The organism is Lactococcus sp. EKM203L, from assembly GCF_011800585.1.
GTDB lineage: Bacteria > Bacillota > Bacilli > Lactobacillales > Streptococcaceae > Lactococcus > Lactococcus lactis.
Genome location: NZ_JAALEQ010000001.1, coordinates 535872 through 553893, shown reverse-complemented (window position 1 = coordinate 553893; position 18022 = coordinate 535872). Strand labels below are relative to the sequence as shown.

Genomic DNA, 18022 nt, shown 5'->3' with positions numbered 1-18022 from the left:
ACTCTTTTTAAAGTAATGCTTTGTTTGATTCCTCAACCATTTCTTGCGCAGCAGCCCGATAGACCAACAATTTTTGGTATAAATTCTCGTTTGTATTCGCCAAAAGTTGCAAAGCAAATAAAGCAGCATTTTTTGCTCCAGCCTCTCCAATTGCCATTGTCGCTACAGGAACCCCTGCCGGCATTTGAACAATTGAATAAAGTGAATCCAAACCAGATAAAGCGCGTGATTTTATTGGAACGCCAATGACTGGAACGAGAGTCTGAGCAGCTACCATTCCTGGCAAATGAGCAGCTCCACCAGCACCTGCGATGATCACTTTATAACCTGCCTCACGGGCTTGGCTCGAAAATTCAGCCATCAAAGCTGGTGTTCGGTGTGCTGATACGACCTTTTTTTCATAAGCTAAACCAAAGTCATCTAAAATTTTTGCTGTTTCTTTCATTGTCGCCCAATCTGAGCTCGAACCCATGATAATTGCTACTTCTGCCATTTTTCCTCTTCTTTTTTTCTTAACCAAAATTTTTATATTGCTCGTGAACCAATATCATGACGATAAAAGAAACCATCATTTTCCAATTTATCAAGTTTTTCATAAAGCAATTTTTGTGTACTTTTTACATCTTCTCCCGTTTCAGAAACAAGATAAACTCGGCCTCCACTAGAGATTAATTGATTATTTTCATTTTTGGAAACTCCTGCATAATAAACATTTAAACCTTCAGGAATTTCTGGAAGAATAAGTCCTAGTTTTGCTTGACTAGGATAGCCTTCTGCAGCAACAACCACACCCAAAGTCACACCAGACTCAAGCCATTCTAATGTTGGCTCATTTCCAGCTAAAATATCAATAATTGCTTGAGCTAAGTCACTTTTTAAACGGGGGAGAACAACTTGGGTTTCAGGATCCCCAAAGCGTGCATTAAATTCAATTGTTTTGACTCCGTCTTCTGTCAAAATTAAACCTGCATAAAGAACGCCTGTAAATGACTTGCCTTCTTCTATCATTCCAGCTACTGTTGGTTTAACAACTTTTTCCAGAGCCTCATTTACAACCTCCTTAGAAATATGTAGGACCGGTGAGTAAGCCCCCATTCCCCCTGTGTTAGGGCCTTTATCTCCATCAAAAGCTCGTTTGTGGTCTTGAGCAATCGGCATCGGATATATTTTCCCGTCATGGATAAAACTAAATAAAGAAAATTCTTCACCATCAAGAAATTCCTCAATCACAACTTTTCCTTGACTACCAGAAAAAATATCGGCCAGAGCTGACTTAGCGGTCTCAATATCAAAGGCAACCGTCACACCCTTTCCAGCAGCGAGCCCATCAGCTTTAATCACAAGAGGAACTCCTTTTTCATCTAGATATGCAAGAGCAGGCTCTAAGCTATCAAAAGTAGCATAATCAGCCGTCGGAACTCCATATTTTTTCATAATTGATTTTGCAAAATCTTTAGAACCTTCTAGCTCTGCGGCCATTTTATTTGGCCCAAAAATTGGTAATTCTGCTTTTATAAAAGCATCGACGACGCCATTCATCAAAGCTGTTTCTGGGCCAACAAATGTTAGTCCAATGTTTTGATTTTGAGCAAATTTAACTAATTTATCATTAGATAGTTCGGAAATATCAACTATTTGAATTCCATCTTTTTCCATTCCTGAATTGCCTGGAGCTACAAAGACTTCTTCAACTTGAGGACTTCCCATAAATTTTTTTGCTAAGGCATGTTCGCGGCCGCCAGAACCAATTACCAAAATTTTCATCATTTCTCCGATATTCCCAAACGCTTTTTATATAAACAGACTTGTGTATTCAGCTATTTTATTTATTATTCAACAAATCTTGAACGAATAATAAAAGTCAAAGTGACGATAGCTCATCTATCTTTTCTTGCTTTATAAATCTTATAATTCTATCTTAAAAGATTTGTGATAAAAGAAAAAGCCTGAACAAAAGTTTCAAGAAATAAGAAGAGAGATTGTTCGGTATTTACTCAATTATAGCTAGAGTTTTCCCCTTACAATATTTAAATGACAAATTTGTTTATCAGCTTTTCTATCGCAATTTTCATTAAAAACATGTAAAATAAATCTAAGTAGAAAAAGAAAGCGAAAACTTATGGCGACTCAACCAACCAAAGATAAAATTATTAGTAGCAGCTGGGAACTTTTAGAAGAACTTCCTCTCACAGAATTTTCAATGCGTAAGTTAGCTAGTCGGCTAGGAATGACAGTGTCTTCTCTTTACTACCATTTTTCAAGTAAAGAAGCACTTTTTGCAGAACTTATTGATAAAGCAAGCCTTGAAATTATTTTTCCAGCAAATGAGAAAACGTGGCAAGACCGCCTTTTCGTCTACGGTAAAAATATTTATGCTGTTTTAGAATCTTATCCAAACCTCGCACAATTGATGATGGATTATCCACCAGAATCTGAGAACTATCTTCGGCTCTTTGATAAACTTTTAATGATTGTAGATGATATCAAGCTTTCTGATGATCATAAATTTTACACCATTAACCTTTTTCTAAATTTTATTTACACCAGTAAAATAGATAGTGATCGTTTAGTAGAGCAACCCGAAAAACCTCTTTCTACTGTCAAAATTCCTCTGGTACAACTGGCTCCTTTTCTCGATAAATATTGGCGAACTGAAAGCCTCACCAGTCTTGGCTCTTCTGAAAGTTTTGAGTTTGGTTTACAGCTTATTATTTCAGGAATTGAAAAAATGCTTAAAATTAATTAATTTATAAAAAACTTCCTGAGGAAGTTTTTTTCTTGACTTTATTTCAGAACAATGGTATTATTTTTACCGAACAGTGTTCTAAAAATATAAAAGAAGGTTCTTTATGAATAATACTAATGATTTTAATTTAAAAAAAGTCTTACCTGCGGTTCTAACAATTGCAATTGGGATGCTTTTAGTAATGATGGATACAACCATTATGAATGTCACTCTTCCGCATATCCAGTCTGCTTTCCATCAAAATCTCTCAAATAGTCAGTGGGTCATTACTGCTTATACTTTAGCTATGGCCACAGTTATTCCATTTGCTGGATTTTTGGGAGACCGCTTTTCAGATAAAAAAGTTTTTGCTTTAGCAATCATTTTTTTCACTATCGCTTCATTTCTTGCAGCTAATGCTCACTCACTGCAAAGTCTTATTATTTGGCGAATTGCTCAAGGCTTAACTGGTGGCGTTGTTGCTCCAATCGGAATTGGGATGTCTTTTAAAATTATCCCAATGGAAAAACGAGGTTCAATGATGGGCCTTCTAGGGTTACCAATGTTGCTCGCTCCAACAATAGGACCTGCACTTTCAGGTTTCTTAGTTAAACACTTCAATTGGTCAACTGTCTTTTTGATTAATCTTCCGGTTGGAGTTCTAGCTCTAATCTTTGTTCTCCTCTTTCTCCCAAATTTTCCTGCAAATAAAGCAAGTAAAATTGATTTAAAAGGGGCTCTTCTTTCTCCATTTGCCTTTCCAATTTTAATTTATGGTGTACACGTTGGGACAGATAAAGGCTGGTCAAATCCTACTGCCCTCTCTTTTGTAGGCCTTGGTATAATCATGTTGCTTTTATTCATTATTGTTGAACTACGTGTTGAAAATCCTCTTTTACACCTTCGAGCTTTTGCAATTCCTGAATTTACAAAAGGAATTTCGCTCATGTGGCTCAATCAAATCGTTGTTTTCGGGGCCATGCTTCTTGTCCCACTTTACTTACAAAATGTCGTTGGACTTTCTTCTGAAAATACAGGGCTAATCATGGTTCCGCAGGCAATTGCTAGTTTTTTAGGAATGACAATCGGTGGACGTATTTTTGATAAATTTGGGACGAAAGCCGCAGTTCTGCCGGGCTTTATTCTGGGAGCTCTAAGTCTTAGTCTTTTTAGTCAAATTAAACCTAGTTCTTCTTTGGCTTTCACACTTTGTGCTATTGTTTTACTTGGTTTAAGTCAAGGTTTAGTCAATATGCAAGTTAATAATCACGCCCTTCAATCTGTTCCAATGAAAAATATCAGTCGAGTTACTCCACTAACAAATGAAATGATGCAAGTAGTCAACTCATTTGCTATTGCCTTTTTGACAGCATTTTTAAGTGGTCAAATCAAAAAACAGACTGGACTTTCTCCTTTACAAGCGAACTTAACTGCCTTCCATCATACTTTCTACTTACTTCTTATTTTTGTAAGCTTCGGTTTCATTTTAAGTCTATTTTTGAGAAAAAAAGTGAAGGCATAATAAAAAAACACTGTTAAAATAAACAGTGTTTTTTATTACCAATTTTTAACCAAAGCTGGAATTTCTAATAGGTCTTGGATTTGCACATCTGGTTGTGCTTCTCCACTAACTTCCAATTGTTTTGGATTATACCAAATTGTCTTTATTCCAGCTCTATTCCCTCCTAAAATATCAGTTGCTAGGGAGTCCCCAACGATTGTAAATTCCTTTTGATTGGCCGCTTCAATGTGATCAAAGACATAATCGAAGAAAGCAAGCGAAGGCTTATGATGACCCACTTCTTCACTAATAAAGATTTCTCTAAAGTGATCAGAAATTCCAGACTCAAATATTCGCGGACGAGAAACACGTGAAGTTCCATTACTAACCACATACATTTCTGCCTCTTTTGCTGACAGCTCTGTCAGTAATTCTTTGGCATGATTAATCAGTTCATGCCCTTGTGATAAGTAAAGTTGATATTCATCATCAACAGCAACTGGATTATAATTTACTGACACATTTAAAGCTCTAAAAGCATGGTCAAATCGAGTAGATAGAAGTTCTTCACGTGAAAGTTTTTCTGATTCGTGTAAACGCCAAAGCGCTTTGTTTTCACGAGAGTAAGTCGCACGATTTTCCTGATTATCTTCAATTTGATAGTGGGTAAAAATTTTTCCCAAAGCATCATATTCTGCTTTATCAAAATCAAGTAAGGTGTTATCAATATCAAAAAGTAGTACAGTCATTTCTTTTCCTTTGCTAAATGTATTCTTTGCATTCCCTACATTATATCAGAAAAGGAGATAAAGATGAATGTTCTGAAACTTGAAAATTTTTTCAATGACAATATACAGATGATTTTACAATAGAAATTTTAATATTAAATTAGAGAAAAAAATCTACCCTAAAGGTAGACTTTTTATTAATGTCTAAAATGACGAAGTCCTGTGAAGACCATCGCAATTCCATATTTATCACAGGCATCAATCACTTCTTGGTCACGTACAGAGCCACCTGGTTGAACGATTGCTTTAATTCCTGCCTTAGCAATTTCATCAATATTGTCAGCAAACGGGAAGAAGGCATCCGAACCAAGAACCGCATTTTCTTGAAGTTCTACTGATTTATCAGCGGTTGCCTCTAAGGCAATTTTTACTGAGCCCACACGGTTAGTTTGGCCAGGACCAACACCAAGCGTCTGGTGGTCATTGGTCACAATAATCCCATTTGATTTGACAAACTTAACTGCTTTCCAAGCAAACTCCATGGCCTCCATTTGTCTGTCAGTTGGTTGAACTTTAGTCGCCACTGTCCATTCTTTTGGATTTTCAACAATGACATCTTGATTTTGAACAAGTAGTCCTCCAAGAACCCCTGTTACATGCACTTCTTTTTCTGAGGCTTCTTTTTTAGAAAAATCAACGGTTAAAAGTCGAATATTTTTCTTTTTACTTAAAACTTCCAAGGCTTCTTTGCTATAAGAGGGTGCGATAATAATTTCAAGGAAAATCTTACTCATTTTTTGCGCAGTTGCCAAAGTTACTTCTCGATTTAAAACAATAATTCCACCGAAAATTGAAACTGGGTCTGCTTCATAGGCATAATCCCAAGCTTTTTCGATATCCGTTGCTCTTCCAATCCCACATGGATTCATATGTTTGAGGGCTACAACTGTTGGTTCTTCAAAATCTCTTGCAATCTGTAAAGCAGCATCTGCATCACGAACATTGTTATAGCTTAGTTCTTTACCATGAATTTGCTTACTTTGGGCAATTGAATAAGTCGTAGGTATTCCTGACTCATAAAAATCTGCATTTTGTTGCGGATTTTCACCATAACGCATTCCTTGTTTAAGGTCGTAAGTCAAGGTTAATTTTTCTGGTTTTACATTTTCTACTGGAAATTTTTCTGTCAAATATTGTGCAATTAAAGCATCATAACTTGCAGTGTGGCGAAATACTTTTGCTGCAAGTTGCTGACGAAAACTTAAACTTGTTTCACCTTTTACTGACAGCTCTGTCAGTACTTTTTCATAATCATTTGGGTCACAAACGACTGTGACTGACGCATGGTTTTTAGCTGCTGAACGCAACATTGAAGGACCACCAATATCAATCTTCTCAATCATTTCTGCTTGACTGCCCCCAGCAAGCAAAGTTTCTTTGAAAGGATATAAGTTTACAACAACCAAATCAATTGGAGAAATATGATGTTCTGTCATTGATTTCATGTGACTTTCCAAGTCTCTACGTCCAAGAAGGGCTCCATGAATTAGTGGATGCAATGTTTTAAGGCGCCCATCCATCATTTCTGGAAATCCTGTTACTTCATCAATTGCAATATTCGGAATTTCTTCTTGGTCCAGAACGGCTTTCGTTCCACCCGTTGAGATAATTTCCCAACCTAATTCTCGAATTTCCTTAGCAAATTCTACAATACCTTCTTTGTCTGAAACACTGATAAGTGCACGTTTTGACATGATTTCCTCCAAGTTTTCTGCTGACAATTCTGTCAGTAATATTTTTTCTTATAAAAGAACTGACAGAACTGTCAGTAAATATTTATCATGTCTTTATTTTACATTTATCGTTTGGAAATAAAAAGCACCAGTTTTAAAACTGGGCTTTTTTTATTATAATTGTTCGGAAATTACTTTTAGTCTTTAATTAAAAACTCTTCATTGAAAATTCCAATATATGGCAACTGACGGTAACGTTCGGCATAATCAATTCCATAGCCCACAATAAAGGCATCCGGTACTTCAAAGCCAACATAATCAGCGTCAATATCAACTTTACGACCACTTGGTTTATCTAATAAAGAGATAATTTTTACTGAATGTGCTTGACGTCCTGTCAGCAATTTTTTAAGATAGAGCAAAGTATTTCCAGTGTCAATGATATCTTCAACAATCAAAATATCACGTCCATGAGCCACGGTTGATAAATCTTTCAAAATTCTAACTTCTCCAGAAGATGAAATCCCATAACCATAACTGGTAACATCCATAAAATCAACTTCAGCATCAATTGATAATTCTTTAAGCAAATCAACCGTAAACATGATTGACCCTTTTAATATTCCAACAACAAGTGGATTTTTTCCTTCATAATCGCGTGAAACAACTTCCGCAAGCTCTTTGACACGTTCGGCAATTTGTTCTCTGGTAAATAAAACTTCTTTTAAATGTGGATGCATTTTTCTCTCCAATTTTTTTCACAATATGTTTCTATTTTAGACTTTTTTAGAGAGAAGAAAAAGATCAGAAGTCTGACTTTGGTCTTTTTTAGCTTACAACGTTCGGAAATAGAAAATTTTCAAAACTATAATTTTCTTAATCAACTTTAATAACTCCCAAATCCAACATCGTTTGTGCCGTTTGAATAATCGCTGCTTCACCTGAACGTGGTTTCCAGCCTAAAAGTTTAACTGATTTTTCATTTGAACAAGCTGTGTTTTGCCCCAAAAATGTAGCTGGCATCGCCAAACTTTTATCAAATCGAGCTAAAATTTTGACTAAAAAGTCGGGAATTACCTGAGTAGATACTTTTTTAGCTTTTGTACCAAATTCCTTTTTCAAAAACTCAGCTTGCTTTTTGTAAGTAATATTTTGGCCTGAAGTTGCAATGAAACGCTGACCAATCGCTTCATTTTTTTCAAGAGCTAGCAAATGTAAATCAGCAACATCACGAACGTCAACATAATCAAATGCTAAATTTAAAAGTCTGGGCATTTTACCTTCAAACATATTTTTTATAGCCGCACTAGAATGTGAAAAATCATTTCCAAGAATTGGACCCATAACAGCTGTAGGTAAAACCGATGCTCCTTCAATACCATAAGCTTCTGCAAGTTTCCAAAACTCCATTTCCGCCATCGTTTTAGAACGTTGGTAGGCATTAATTGGAGCATCAAGATTTGTCCAATCTTTCTCTGTGAAGATTTCTGGATGATCCTTATGCCCCGCTAAAACTGCTCCCGATGCTGAGGTCAAAACCACTCGTTTAACTCCTGCTTTCTTGGCTGCTTTCATCACAAACTTCACTCCATCCACAGCCATTTTCACCATTAAATCATCAGCGTCAGGACGTTGCAAAGGTGTTGGTGAAGCCACATGAATCACAGAATCAACACCAGTCATGGCTTGACTCCATCCTTCTTCTTTTGTCAAATCAGTTTGGACAAAATCTAAATCTGTAAAATCTGAAATTCCGCCTTGTGCCATCATTTTTTTCACTTCTTCTTGTCGAGACATCGTCCGCAATGTCGCCCGTACTCGATAACCTTTTTTCAATAAAGCAATCATGATAAACATAGCAATATATCCAGAACCACCTGTAACAACAATTGTTTTTTTATTTGTATTTGTCATTTAATTTTTTCCTCTATTTTTCTTAATTCACATCTGTTACACTTGAAACTTATGTAAAATTATTGTACGATAGAAGTGTAAAAAATACAAGCCTTTGAAAAGCTTGTGTGACACAATCAGGAGAAGTGTAATGGCAGCGACAAACTATTCCCAAACTATCAAAAACGATACAAAAGATTTTATTACTACAGTAATTTTGCAACTATTAGGAATTCAAAAAACATTTGAAAAACCGAAAAATCTTGCTCAACTCACCGTTTCAAACGTTTGTAAGAGAGCCGGAGTTAGCAGAATGGCTTTTTATCGTAACTTTGAGTCCATTGACCAGGTCATTTATCAATACTATCAGCCTCAAATTTCTCAAAGTTTTGAAATCATTCGTCAGGATGTTTCTGCCAGTTCAAAAATTGAAAACCAATTAAAATTCTTTGAAGAATTCAAAGATGACCTCTTCCTTTCTGAAAGTCAAGGTTACGAACCAATTATTCGTCAGATTTATATTGAAGAAATTGAGAAATTTTATGAAAAGACAAATGACGAATATTTCATTACTTTTGTCGCAAATGGAGTTTATGCTCTTTGGCGCAAATGGTTAATGAACGGTCAAGATAAGCCAATTGAAGAAATACATGAACTCATTAGAAGAATTGTTACAATTTAAGTAAAAATAAAAAGACACTTGCACGTGTCTTTTTAATATAAATTTATTTTTTAAGCAATTTCCTGTCCTAAATGAATCACCTCATCCAAATAACTTTGAGTTTCATCATATAGATGGTGTGTAATCATAATCACCGTCAAATCAGGATTTTCTAAAATATTTTTTTCTACAGCTAGAGCTGTTTTTTTGTCAACACTCGCCGTACTTTCATCCATCACTAAAATTGGCTTACTGCCCATTAGTTCTCTAGCAACAGATAATCTTTCTTGCTGACCTCCTGATAAATTTTTATCATAAACCGTATCAAGTTTATTAAATACAAAGTCATCCGCACAAGCAATTCTAATCGATTTATCAAAGATATCTGGCGAAATTTTGCGCCCTAAAGTCAAATTTTCTTCTACTGTTTCCTTAAAAAGATAGGGAAATTGCATAATCACACTCATCACATGAGGTAAAGATTTTCGATTAATTCCTTTGTAATCTTTCCCGTCTAATAAAATTTCTCCTTCATAGTCTTGCTTATTCCCAACCAACAAATTAATCAAGGTTGATTTTCCACTTCCACTATCGCCAATAATCGCGTATTTTTTTCCTTTTTCAATGACAATTTCTGGATACTCAATTTTTTGCCCATCAGGAAATGCAACTGCCAGATTTTTTAATTCTAATTTACTTTCAAAAGCTGTCACTTCTTCTCCGTCAGTAACTTTTGATTCGTCAGTAATTTTTCCATATTTCTCTAGCAGCTTTCCAGTTGCATTGAGCAATATTAAACTATTTGCTACACTTTTTGAGTAATTAGTTACTGTCCCTGACAAATTTCCGACACTCATGACAACACCAATGCCAATTTGCCCATTCATGATAAGAAAACCAGCAACAGCTAAAATCAAAAACTGCCCTAACATACTTGTCCCTAATAAAGAATACTGCATCCAAGCACGAGTAAAAATTAATTTCACATTCGCCGTAGCTAATTGATTAAATTTCCCCATGGTTCGCTCTTGCATAAGACCCAATTGTTTATTATGATAAAGCACTTCATAACCACGCAAGTAATCCGTAGATGTCGCTAAGGCATCATTTGCAAGCTCCGACACTTGTTCCGTATCTCGTTCCACTGATTGTTTAAACATTTTTGGAAAATAGAACAAAAGTGCTCCAACCAAAAGGGTTGTCAAAAGCAATACCCAGTGGAAAAAGATAATAGCAATTCCTGAGAATAGCATCGCAACAATTCCCGTATAAACAAAATAAATCTGGTGGAAACCATTATCATAAAGTAGTTTTGTATCATTATTTAACCACGAATTATAATCTTCCTTACTATTTTTTTCAAAATCAGAATAAGAAATTTCCGTCAGAGGCTCAATGATATCCCGGCGTACGGCATTAAGCTGTTTTTGTATGGCAATTTCTTTCCAAACATCACGCGCTCCTTGAACAAAACTATCGACCATCCAAAGGATAATATCAATAGCTAACCATAAGAAAAATTGATTCATCTCTTTTGCAATCAAAGAATTGAGCACATTTGCTAAAAAGACCGAACTCAAGACCGCAAGAGCAATATCAATCGTGATAAGTAAGAAAACCATAAAATTTTCAAATTTGAATTCTTTAAGATACTTTACCATTTTTCCTTCTCTTATTTTACTTAAGATTATGTTACCACTACATTTTAGCATTTAAATTTCAAAAGTAAATAGCGCTTACAAAAGTATTTTAGATGTTTTATTTTCTTAAAAGAACTGAAAATTTTCTCTTATTTTTATTAAGCTAAAACGTAAGAAAAAAACTTCATCATTGCTGATGAAGTATAATTTGGCGAACGACTTCTGGATAGAGCTTGTGCTCTGCTTCATGAACAGAACGCTCATAGACTTCTAAATCTTCGTGATAAGCGAGCGGGATTTGAGCAATCAATTCCCCAGTATCAACACCCTCATCAACATAATGAATACTGATTCCCAACCCCTTTTTTGCCTCATGTGATTCTTCAATCGCATGAGGTGAACCAGCAAAATCTGGAAGATAAGAAGGGTGAACATTGATTATCTTTCCTTTATATTTTGATAACATCGTCGCACCAATGATTTTCATGTAGCCCGCCAAGAGAATTAAATTAATTTCTTGGTCTTCTAAAATTTCCACCAAAGCCTTCTCATAATCCACTTTTGAAGAAAATTCTTTTAACTCCAAACTTGCCTTTGCCACCCCTAATCGCTCAGCACGTTCAAGTACATAAGCATCATGATGGTCTGAAAAAACAAATTTCACTTGGTCTGGAAATTGTTCAGCTAGTGTTTGAAAGTTTGAGCCATTTCCTGATGCAAATACTGCAATTTTCACGCTATCCCCTATTCTCAATGAAAAAAATTTATTTTTTAATCACTACTGCTGAATCTTGTCTTTTGACCATTTTACCAATTTCAAATGCATTCAACTCTTTTTTGAGAGCTTCAGCATTTTCAGGAGCAACAGCGATTACCATTCCAATTCCCATATTGAAAATTTCATACATTTCTTCATGTTTGATATCCCCATATTTTTCAAGAGCATTGAAAATTGGTAAAACATTCCAAGAACCTTCAACAATTTCAGCTGACAAGCTATTTCCGAACATTCTTGGTAAATTCTCATGGAATCCTCCGCCTGTAATATGAGCAATCCCTTTTATTTTATTTTGTTTAATCAAGGGTAAAAGCTCTTTGACATAGATTTTTGTCGGAGTTAAAAGAGAATCAATCAAAGATTGGTCAAGTTCAGGCAACGATTCATTCAAATCAAAGTCAGCAAAAACTTTCCGAACCAAAGAGTATCCGTTAGAATGAATCCCAGATGAGGCAAGACCAAGCAAAACATCGCCCGTTTCCACATCTTTTTCGCCATCAATTAATTGTGATTTTTCAGCCACACCCACAGCAAAACCAGCTAAATCATAATCATCTTCATCATACATTCCGGGCATTTCAGCTGTTTCTCCACCAATCAGAGCTGCTCCTGCTTGCAAGCAACCTTCGGCCACTCCAGCCACAACTTGCTCCAATTTTTCAGGAATATTTTTCCCTGTAGCAATATAATCCAAAAAATACAATGGCTCAGCCCCAGCAGCAATAATATCATTGACGCACATGGCTACGCAATCAATCCCAATCGTGTCATGTTTGTCTGCTTGAATGGCTAACATCAATTTAGTTCCCACACCATCTGTCCCCGAAATCAATACAGGCTCTTTCACATCAAGCACAGATAAATCAAAACTTCCACCAAAACCACCCAGTGCCCCAAGCACACCCAAACGTTCGGTTTTAGCCACATGCTTCTTAATACGAGAAACCACCTCATATCCTGCTTCTACATCTACCCCAGATTTTGCATACGCATTCTCAGACACTGTCATTCTCCATTTTCTGATTTATTTTATTCTACTTCCATGTTAAATGATTTTCAAACATAAAAAAAGTTCCAGCGGGTAGTACTGAAACTTTTCGATTGAATCGTTCGGAAATAACAAATCATTTCAACTGTAATTGTCTATCAAATATAAAAAAACGCCAGCATCAGCTAACGGTTTTTTTCTATTTATTCAGCAATCGTTTGAATATCAAAGTCAATCTTGTTATCTACAAGCGTTACAATAACTTTTGATTTTGGTGGAATTTTTCCGCCGATAATCAGCTTAGCTAATGGATTTTCGATGACTTTTGTCAAATAACGTTTGAGTGGACGTGCACCATAAGCTGGTTCATAAGCATTTTCGGCAATCCAAACTTTTACTTCTTCACTCAACTCAAGTTGAACATCCATTTCTTCAAGACGATGTGAAAGTTGGCTAGTCATTTTAACGATAATATTCTTAATATCCTCAAGTGCCAATGGTTTGAAAAGAATGGTATCATCAATTCGATTTAGAAATTCTGGTTTGAAATGTGCCCGAAGTTGAGCCATCACGTTTTCAGTTGTTTCTTCCGAAATTTCACCATTTTCTCCAACATTATCAAGCAAATATTGAGAACCGACATTTGAAGTCATAATCAACACTGTGTTCTTAAAGTCAACGAGAACACCTTTAGAGTCCGTCAAACGGCCGTCATCCAAAACTTGCAACAAGATATTGAAGACATCTGGATGTGCTTTTTCGATTTCATCAAGCAAGATGATTGTATAAGGATTACGACGAACGGCTTCAGTCAATTGGCCTCCTTCATCGTAACCGACATATCCTGGAGGTGCTCCGACTAACCGAGAGACAGAGTGTTTTTCCATATATTCACTCATGTCAATCCGAACCATATGTTCTTCTGAATCAAAGAGATTTTCAGCCAAAGCTTTCGCGAGTTCGGTCTTACCTACCCCAGTTGGACCGAGGAAGAGGAATGAGCCAAGTGGACGATTAGGGTCTTGAATTCCTGCACGCGCACGGATAATGGCATCAGATACGGCTTCAACAGCTTCATCTTGTCCAACGACCCTTTGATGCAGTGTTTCTGGCAAGTGAAGTAATTTTTCACGTTCACCTTCAACCAATTTGGTAATTGGAATACCTGTCATGCGTCCAACCACTTCAGCGATTTGTTCTTCAGTGACTGATTCTTGAACTAAGGATAAATCATCTGATTTTGCTTTTTCTTCAATAGCTTTGAGTTCTTTTTCAATTTCAGGAATTTTACCATAACGAAGGGCTGCTGCTTTTTCTAAGTTTCCTTCATTTTGAGCTTCTTCCAATTCGTGGCGAGCATGTTCTAATTCATTTCGTTTTTCAGAAATATTGCCCACTTCTTTTTTCTCAGCTTCCCATTGAGCTTTGAGTTGATTATTTTCTTCTCGAAGTTCAGCAATTTCACCACGTATAATTTCAAGACGTTTCTTAGAAGCATCATCTCGTTCTTTTTTGAGGGCCGCTTCTTCAATTTCTAATTGCATCAAGCGACGATTAGCTTGGTCAAGTTCAGTTGGGAGTGAATTCATTTCTACACGAATTGTTGCACTGGCTTCATCAACCAAGTCAATGGCTTTATCTGGTAAAAATCGGTCAGTAATATAACGATTTGAAAGGGTTGCTGCTGCGACTAAAGCATTATCATGAATGGTCACTCCATGGTGAATTTCAAAACGTTCTTTTAGACCACGCAAGATTGAAATTGTATCTTCAACAGTAGGTTCAGTAACCAATACCTTTTGGAAACGACGTTCAAGTGCTTTATCTGTTTCCATGTATTTACGATATTCATCCAAGGTAGTTGCCCCAATCAAATGGAGTTCACCACGTGCAAGCATTGGTTTTAAAAGGTTCCCAGCGTCCATTGAACCTTCTGTTTTACCTGCACCAACAATCGTATGAAGTTCATCAATAAAGAGGATAATTTGTCCATCTGATTTTTTCACTTCATTAAGGACTGCTTTCAAACGTTCTTCAAATTCACCACGATATTTCGCTCCTGCAATCAGGGCACCCATATCAAGTGAAAAGATTGTTTTATCTTTCAGATTTTCAGGAACGTCTTTTCTGACAATCCTTTGTGCCAATCCTTCAACAATGGCTGTTTTACCAACCCCAGGTTCACCAATAAGAACGGGGTTATTTTTTGTTTTACGAGAAAGCACTCGAATGACATCACGAATTTCTTCATCACGTCCAATGACAGGATCTTGTTTACCTGATTTAACTTGAGCAACGAGATCTACCCCATATTTTTCAAGTGCTTTGTATGTTTCTTCTGCATTTTGACTGGTCACTTTATCACCTCCGCGTAATTTTTCAATTGCAGCTTGCGCTTTTGCTTTTGTTAGTCCATGGCTAACCAAATAACTGGTCAATGGATTTTGTTTTAATTCAAAGAGGGCAAGGAGAATAATCTCAGTTGATAAGTATTCATCGCCCTTTTTTTGCGCAATTTTGTCTGCTTCAGTAAATATTTGGAACAAATCTGGACTTAGGTTTTGACCATAAGTAATATTTGAACCTTCTACTGAATTAATTTTGTCAATTTCTTTTTCAATTAAATTTGTAAAGTCATCTAGGTCAATCCCTAAATCTTTATAAAAGTTCGCCCCAAAACTATTAGGTTGAACAAAAATTCGCCATAAATGTGGAACTTCAATCACTTGGTGATGACGAACTTGCGCAATTTGTTGCGCTGAACCAAGTGCTTCTTGCATCGTTGTTGTCATTTTTTCGATGTCCATAAAAACACCTCATTTCGATTTCATAGTTAGTAGTGATTATTATCTTTTTCTCACTACATTCTAATTATAATACTTTGGTCAGTAATGGTCAAACTTTTTGATTCGTTTTTTTGACTTTTATTATATACAAAAACTACTGACAATTTTTTGTCAGTAGTTTTAATATTTATAAGTAAAATCAGTTATTTCATGGATAAGCAATGCTTGCTGCTAAGCTTCCGTCAGGATTTTTAAAATTATATCTAACTGAAAGGTTGGCAATACCTATACTTTTAAAAATAGATTCGTTTTCATTAAATAGGGATGCTAAATTATTTTTCATTCCTACTATTTCATCAGGACTGACCACTCCCATATTTTGAGAAAGTGTAAAAGTAATAACGAGTGTATTACCACTGACAGTAACGATTGCCTTAGTAAAAATTCCTCCACTTTCAGAAATAATGTTTGAACTTTCTGCATTCATCCCATCAGCGAGTTCTTGCAAAGAATTATTTGAAGGATTTACTGACAAACTGACAGCATTCCAAGCGACTGCTTTATATTTCCAACCAATATTAATCAAGTTATTTTCTTCATTTGAATTACCAGTGTAGTTATGGGCACCAGATTGGGCATTGGGATTATAAGCAACGTATATCGGCAAATTTCCGCCTGAATAAAAAACTGCTTTTCCTTGATTATCCCACTTCCAGCCTTTATTTACCAAAGACTGCGCTTCATACTTACTTTTTGTGTAATAATGATCACCACCCACAGCATTGGGATTATAAATCCGATAAACCGTTGTCCCTTTATCTGGCGCTACCCAACCTAATCCTTCATCAGTCCAACCAACCTTAATATCAAAATCTCGTTCAGTTGCACTTGTAGTATAAAAATGCTCTCCGGTATTATGATTATATAGACGATAAACCAGGCTATCGGCACTCACTCGAAATCCCACAGCGATGGTGGTTCCAACTATTAATATAGCCAATAATATTTTTTTCATAATTTACTTCCTCCTTTGAAAGCGTTATTATTATGTTGCTAATATTATATTCTTTTGTTAATTTTTTGTCAATTTAATATTTTAGTTTTACAAAAAAACGGAAGAAGTCTCTTATTAGATTTTTATCAAAAAAAGTGAAGCTGTCTTTTTAATACACTTTGCCTTATAATGGATTTAGATGTCAAAATAGAAAAGATAGGAGAAAAATGACTCAACATCTAAATTCTTTGGGAAAGTCTGCCCTCTTAATATTAAGTAATACAATTATTGTCCTTCCATTCATGATTTTTATTCAAATTGCAAAAGGAACCTCGCTTCTTGCCCTCCTTCCTTTTTTGCTCTTTTATACTTTCAGAATGACTGGCGTATTCTTTATAAGGGGAATAAAAACAAGAATTAACAGCTATAGTCTTTTAAAAATTTCATTGTATGCCGGTTTACTTGGTTGCTTACTTGGTTTTATTGGTTCTTTCTACTTTCCTTTCTATACTTTATCCGGTATTCTTTTAGGAGTGAGTGCAGCTTGGTTGCCGATGTCAAACACTTCGGTAAATTATTATCTAAAAAATACTAACCAGCTTATCAAAGGAAAAACCTTAGTTAGCTTACTTTTATTTTTAGCCCTTGGCTTTTCTTTTGTCTTATCCCCTTCTCTAAAATATCCCCTGTTCTTTGTCTTCTATGGAATAGTTTATCTTCTCTCCTTCCAATTAGTTGGAAATTTGGACAATTACAAAGTTGATCCAAATGATTTAGAAAAAGCTTCATATAAATATCTTATTTTATTTGCTTTATTTTTTGTTTGCCTCTTTCTATTACGTTCAAGTCGATTACTTGCCAATAGTTTAGAATTTGATTATTTCATTTTCGGATTTTTCTTTTTGGTCACTCTCTATATTGTCGCTACGAATTTTTTCAAAAATAAAATTCAAAGAAATATCCCTCGTAAATTATCATATTTGACAGCTATTAATGGGGCAGTGGGAAATTATTTATTTCTTTTTTGTTCTTTGTATGTCGCTGGTTTTTATGGTCATCAGCATTTATTTTTACAGTTTTATCTTCCTTATGTTTTAGGAATTGTCTTTGCCTCTAAGGTCAAAAATTTACTTGGAAATAATGTCAAAACCTACTCTTTAATCGGCATTTTTCTAGGTTTACTTTTGATTGTTTTTAGTCCTCTATTTGCTCTAGGTTTATTCCTTACTAGCTTATTCAAAGGAAGTTTAAATTCAAGCTTAACTCAAGACTATGAAAGTACTATTAATATCGTTGAAGATAAACGGATCTGGGTAAAATATACCATTCAAAATATCGGAAGTATTCTTCACCAATTTTTGTTGATGCTTTTAGGTTCACTCATCATCATGAAAAACGGCTTATCTATCAAGACCCTGTTCGTTATTACTTCAACCCCTATTCCTACAGCTCGAAGTATTGAACTAATGAAATCATGGAATCTTATTGCTACGTCATTGATTATCTTAATTATCATCGCCTATCTTATTTATCCAAAAATAGTTCCACTTCTTAAAAAATCAAAGTAAATTAGAAAAACTCATGTCTAAACATGA

General features: G+C 35.4%; 15 protein-coding genes. 4 read left to right on the top strand and 11 right to left on the bottom strand.

Annotated elements, in window-relative coordinates; genetic code table 11:
* Positions 1 to 7: 7 nt before the first annotated feature.
* Together purE and purD are read right to left on the bottom strand one after the other, a co-directional pair.
* Positions 8 to 493 (bottom strand): 5-(carboxyamino)imidazole ribonucleotide mutase, encoded by a 486-nt coding sequence (gene purE / locus HFD15_RS02890; RefSeq protein ID WP_012898130.1) that lies wholly within the window; start codon positions 491 to 493, stop codon positions 8 to 10.
* Positions 494 to 525: 32 nt separating this feature from the next.
* On the bottom strand, positions 526 to 1764 hold the full coding sequence (gene purD, locus HFD15_RS02885; protein ID WP_058208503.1) for a phosphoribosylamine--glycine ligase: 1239 nt from the start codon (positions 1762 to 1764) through the stop codon (positions 526 to 528).
* Positions 1765 to 2119: 355 nt separating this feature from the next.
* Here purD and HFD15_RS02880 point away from each other — a divergent pair, with 355 nt between their 5' ends.
* Positions 2120 to 2746 carry a TetR/AcrR family transcriptional regulator gene (locus tag HFD15_RS02880; RefSeq protein WP_039115620.1) on the top strand — a complete coding sequence of 209 codons (627 nt, stop codon included), beginning with the start codon at positions 2120 to 2122 and terminating at the stop codon, positions 2744 to 2746.
* A gap of 103 nt (positions 2747 to 2849) precedes the next feature.
* On the top strand, positions 2850 to 4247 hold the full coding sequence (locus HFD15_RS02875; RefSeq protein WP_039115622.1) for an MDR family MFS transporter: 1398 nt from the start codon (positions 2850 to 2852) through the stop codon (positions 4245 to 4247).
* 35 nt (positions 4248 to 4282) lie between these two features.
* Here HFD15_RS02875 and HFD15_RS02870 read toward each other — a convergent pair whose 3' ends face one another.
* From HFD15_RS02870 to HFD15_RS02855, 4 genes are all read right to left on the bottom strand, one after another.
* On the bottom strand, positions 4283 to 4975 hold the full coding sequence (locus tag HFD15_RS02870; protein ID WP_012898134.1) for a YjjG family noncanonical pyrimidine nucleotidase: 693 nt from the start codon (positions 4973 to 4975) through the stop codon (positions 4283 to 4285).
* A 176-nt stretch (positions 4976 to 5151) separates the two neighbouring features.
* Complete coding sequence (purH, locus tag HFD15_RS02865) at positions 5152 to 6708, bottom strand: bifunctional phosphoribosylaminoimidazolecarboxamide formyltransferase/IMP cyclohydrolase (RefSeq protein WP_058208502.1); 1557 nt, start codon at positions 6706 to 6708, stop codon at positions 5152 to 5154.
* Positions 6709 to 6884: 176 nt separating this feature from the next.
* Positions 6885 to 7427 (bottom strand): hypoxanthine phosphoribosyltransferase, encoded by a 543-nt coding sequence (gene hpt, locus HFD15_RS02860; protein WP_003130055.1) that lies wholly within the window; start codon positions 7425 to 7427, stop codon positions 6885 to 6887.
* Between the two features lie 136 nt (positions 7428 to 7563).
* The gene (locus HFD15_RS02855; RefSeq protein ID WP_124137274.1) at positions 7564 to 8601 is read right to left on the bottom strand and encodes an NAD-dependent epimerase/dehydratase family protein; all 1038 of its coding nucleotides are present in this window, start codon (positions 8599 to 8601) and stop codon (positions 7564 to 7566) included.
* A gap of 130 nt (positions 8602 to 8731) precedes the next feature.
* Here HFD15_RS02855 and HFD15_RS02850 point away from each other — a divergent pair, with 130 nt between their 5' ends.
* Positions 8732 to 9262, top strand: a complete 531-nt coding sequence (locus HFD15_RS02850) for a TetR/AcrR family transcriptional regulator (RefSeq protein ID WP_058208500.1) — start codon at positions 8732 to 8734, stop codon at positions 9260 to 9262.
* Positions 9263 to 9312: 50 nt separating this feature from the next.
* Here the strand turns inward: HFD15_RS02850 and HFD15_RS02845 are convergent, their stop codons facing one another.
* The 5 genes from HFD15_RS02845 to HFD15_RS02825 form a co-directional block, all read right to left on the bottom strand.
* The gene (locus HFD15_RS02845) at positions 9313 to 10902 is read right to left on the bottom strand and encodes an ABC transporter ATP-binding protein (RefSeq protein WP_023164306.1); all 1590 of its coding nucleotides are present in this window, start codon (positions 10900 to 10902) and stop codon (positions 9313 to 9315) included.
* A 166-nt stretch (positions 10903 to 11068) separates the two neighbouring features.
* Positions 11069 to 11617: a phosphoribosylglycinamide formyltransferase gene (gene purN / locus HFD15_RS02840; RefSeq protein ID WP_023188749.1), complete on the bottom strand. Its 549-nt coding sequence runs from the start codon at positions 11615 to 11617 to the stop codon at positions 11069 to 11071.
* Between the two features lie 28 nt (positions 11618 to 11645).
* Complete coding sequence (gene purM / locus HFD15_RS02835) at positions 11646 to 12668, bottom strand: phosphoribosylformylglycinamidine cyclo-ligase (protein WP_161934620.1); 1023 nt, start codon at positions 12666 to 12668, stop codon at positions 11646 to 11648.
* A gap of 182 nt (positions 12669 to 12850) precedes the next feature.
* Positions 12851 to 15454 (bottom strand): ATP-dependent chaperone ClpB, encoded by a 2604-nt coding sequence (gene clpB, locus HFD15_RS02830; RefSeq protein ID WP_058208499.1) that lies wholly within the window; start codon positions 15452 to 15454, stop codon positions 12851 to 12853.
* 187 nt (positions 15455 to 15641) lie between these two features.
* Positions 15642 to 16448, bottom strand: a complete 807-nt coding sequence (locus tag HFD15_RS02825; protein WP_023188746.1) for a hypothetical protein — start codon at positions 16446 to 16448, stop codon at positions 15642 to 15644.
* Positions 16449 to 16654: 206 nt separating this feature from the next.
* On the opposite strand from HFD15_RS02825, the gene HFD15_RS02820 reads away from it, so the two are divergent.
* Entirely contained in the window at positions 16655 to 17995 is a 1341-nt protein-coding gene (locus tag HFD15_RS02820) for a hypothetical protein (RefSeq protein WP_058208498.1), read from the top strand.
* Positions 17996 to 18022 lie beyond the last annotated feature (27 nt).

Bases quoted from the DNA above. Each gene is read 5' to 3' on its own strand.
- purD (WP_058208503.1), bottom strand. From the start codon at position 1,764: ATGAAAATTTTGGTAATTGGTTCTGGCGGCCGCGAACATGCCTTAGCA.
- clpB (WP_058208499.1), bottom strand. From the start codon at position 15,454: ATGGACATCGAAAAAATGACAACAACGATGCAAGAAGCACTTGGTTCA.
- HFD15_RS02845 (WP_023164306.1), bottom strand. From the start codon at position 10,902: ATGGTAAAGTATCTTAAAGAATTCAAATTTGAAAATTTTATGGTTTTC.
- HFD15_RS02855 (WP_124137274.1), bottom strand. From the start codon at position 8,601: ATGACAAATACAAATAAAAAAACAATTGTTGTTACAGGTGGTTCTGGA.
- HFD15_RS02820 (WP_058208498.1), top strand. From the start codon at position 16,655: ATGACTCAACATCTAAATTCTTTGGGAAAGTCTGCCCTCTTAATATTA.
- purH (WP_058208502.1), bottom strand. From the start codon at position 6,708: ATGTCAAAACGTGCACTTATCAGTGTTTCAGACAAAGAAGGTATTGTA.
- HFD15_RS02875 (WP_039115622.1), top strand. From the start codon at position 2,850: ATGAATAATACTAATGATTTTAATTTAAAAAAAGTCTTACCTGCGGTT.
- HFD15_RS02850 (WP_058208500.1), top strand. From the start codon at position 8,732: ATGGCAGCGACAAACTATTCCCAAACTATCAAAAACGATACAAAAGAT.
- HFD15_RS02825 (WP_023188746.1), bottom strand. From the start codon at position 16,448: ATGAAAAAAATATTATTGGCTATATTAATAGTTGGAACCACCATCGCT.
- purE (WP_012898130.1), bottom strand. From the start codon at position 493: ATGGCAGAAGTAGCAATTATCATGGGTTCGAGCTCAGATTGGGCGACA.
- HFD15_RS02870 (WP_012898134.1), bottom strand. From the start codon at position 4,975: ATGACTGTACTACTTTTTGATATTGATAACACCTTACTTGATTTTGAT.
- HFD15_RS02880 (WP_039115620.1), top strand. From the start codon at position 2,120: ATGGCGACTCAACCAACCAAAGATAAAATTATTAGTAGCAGCTGGGAA.
- hpt (WP_003130055.1), bottom strand. From the start codon at position 7,427: ATGCATCCACATTTAAAAGAAGTTTTATTTACCAGAGAACAAATTGCC.
- purM (WP_161934620.1), bottom strand. From the start codon at position 12,668: ATGACAGTGTCTGAGAATGCGTATGCAAAATCTGGGGTAGATGTAGAA.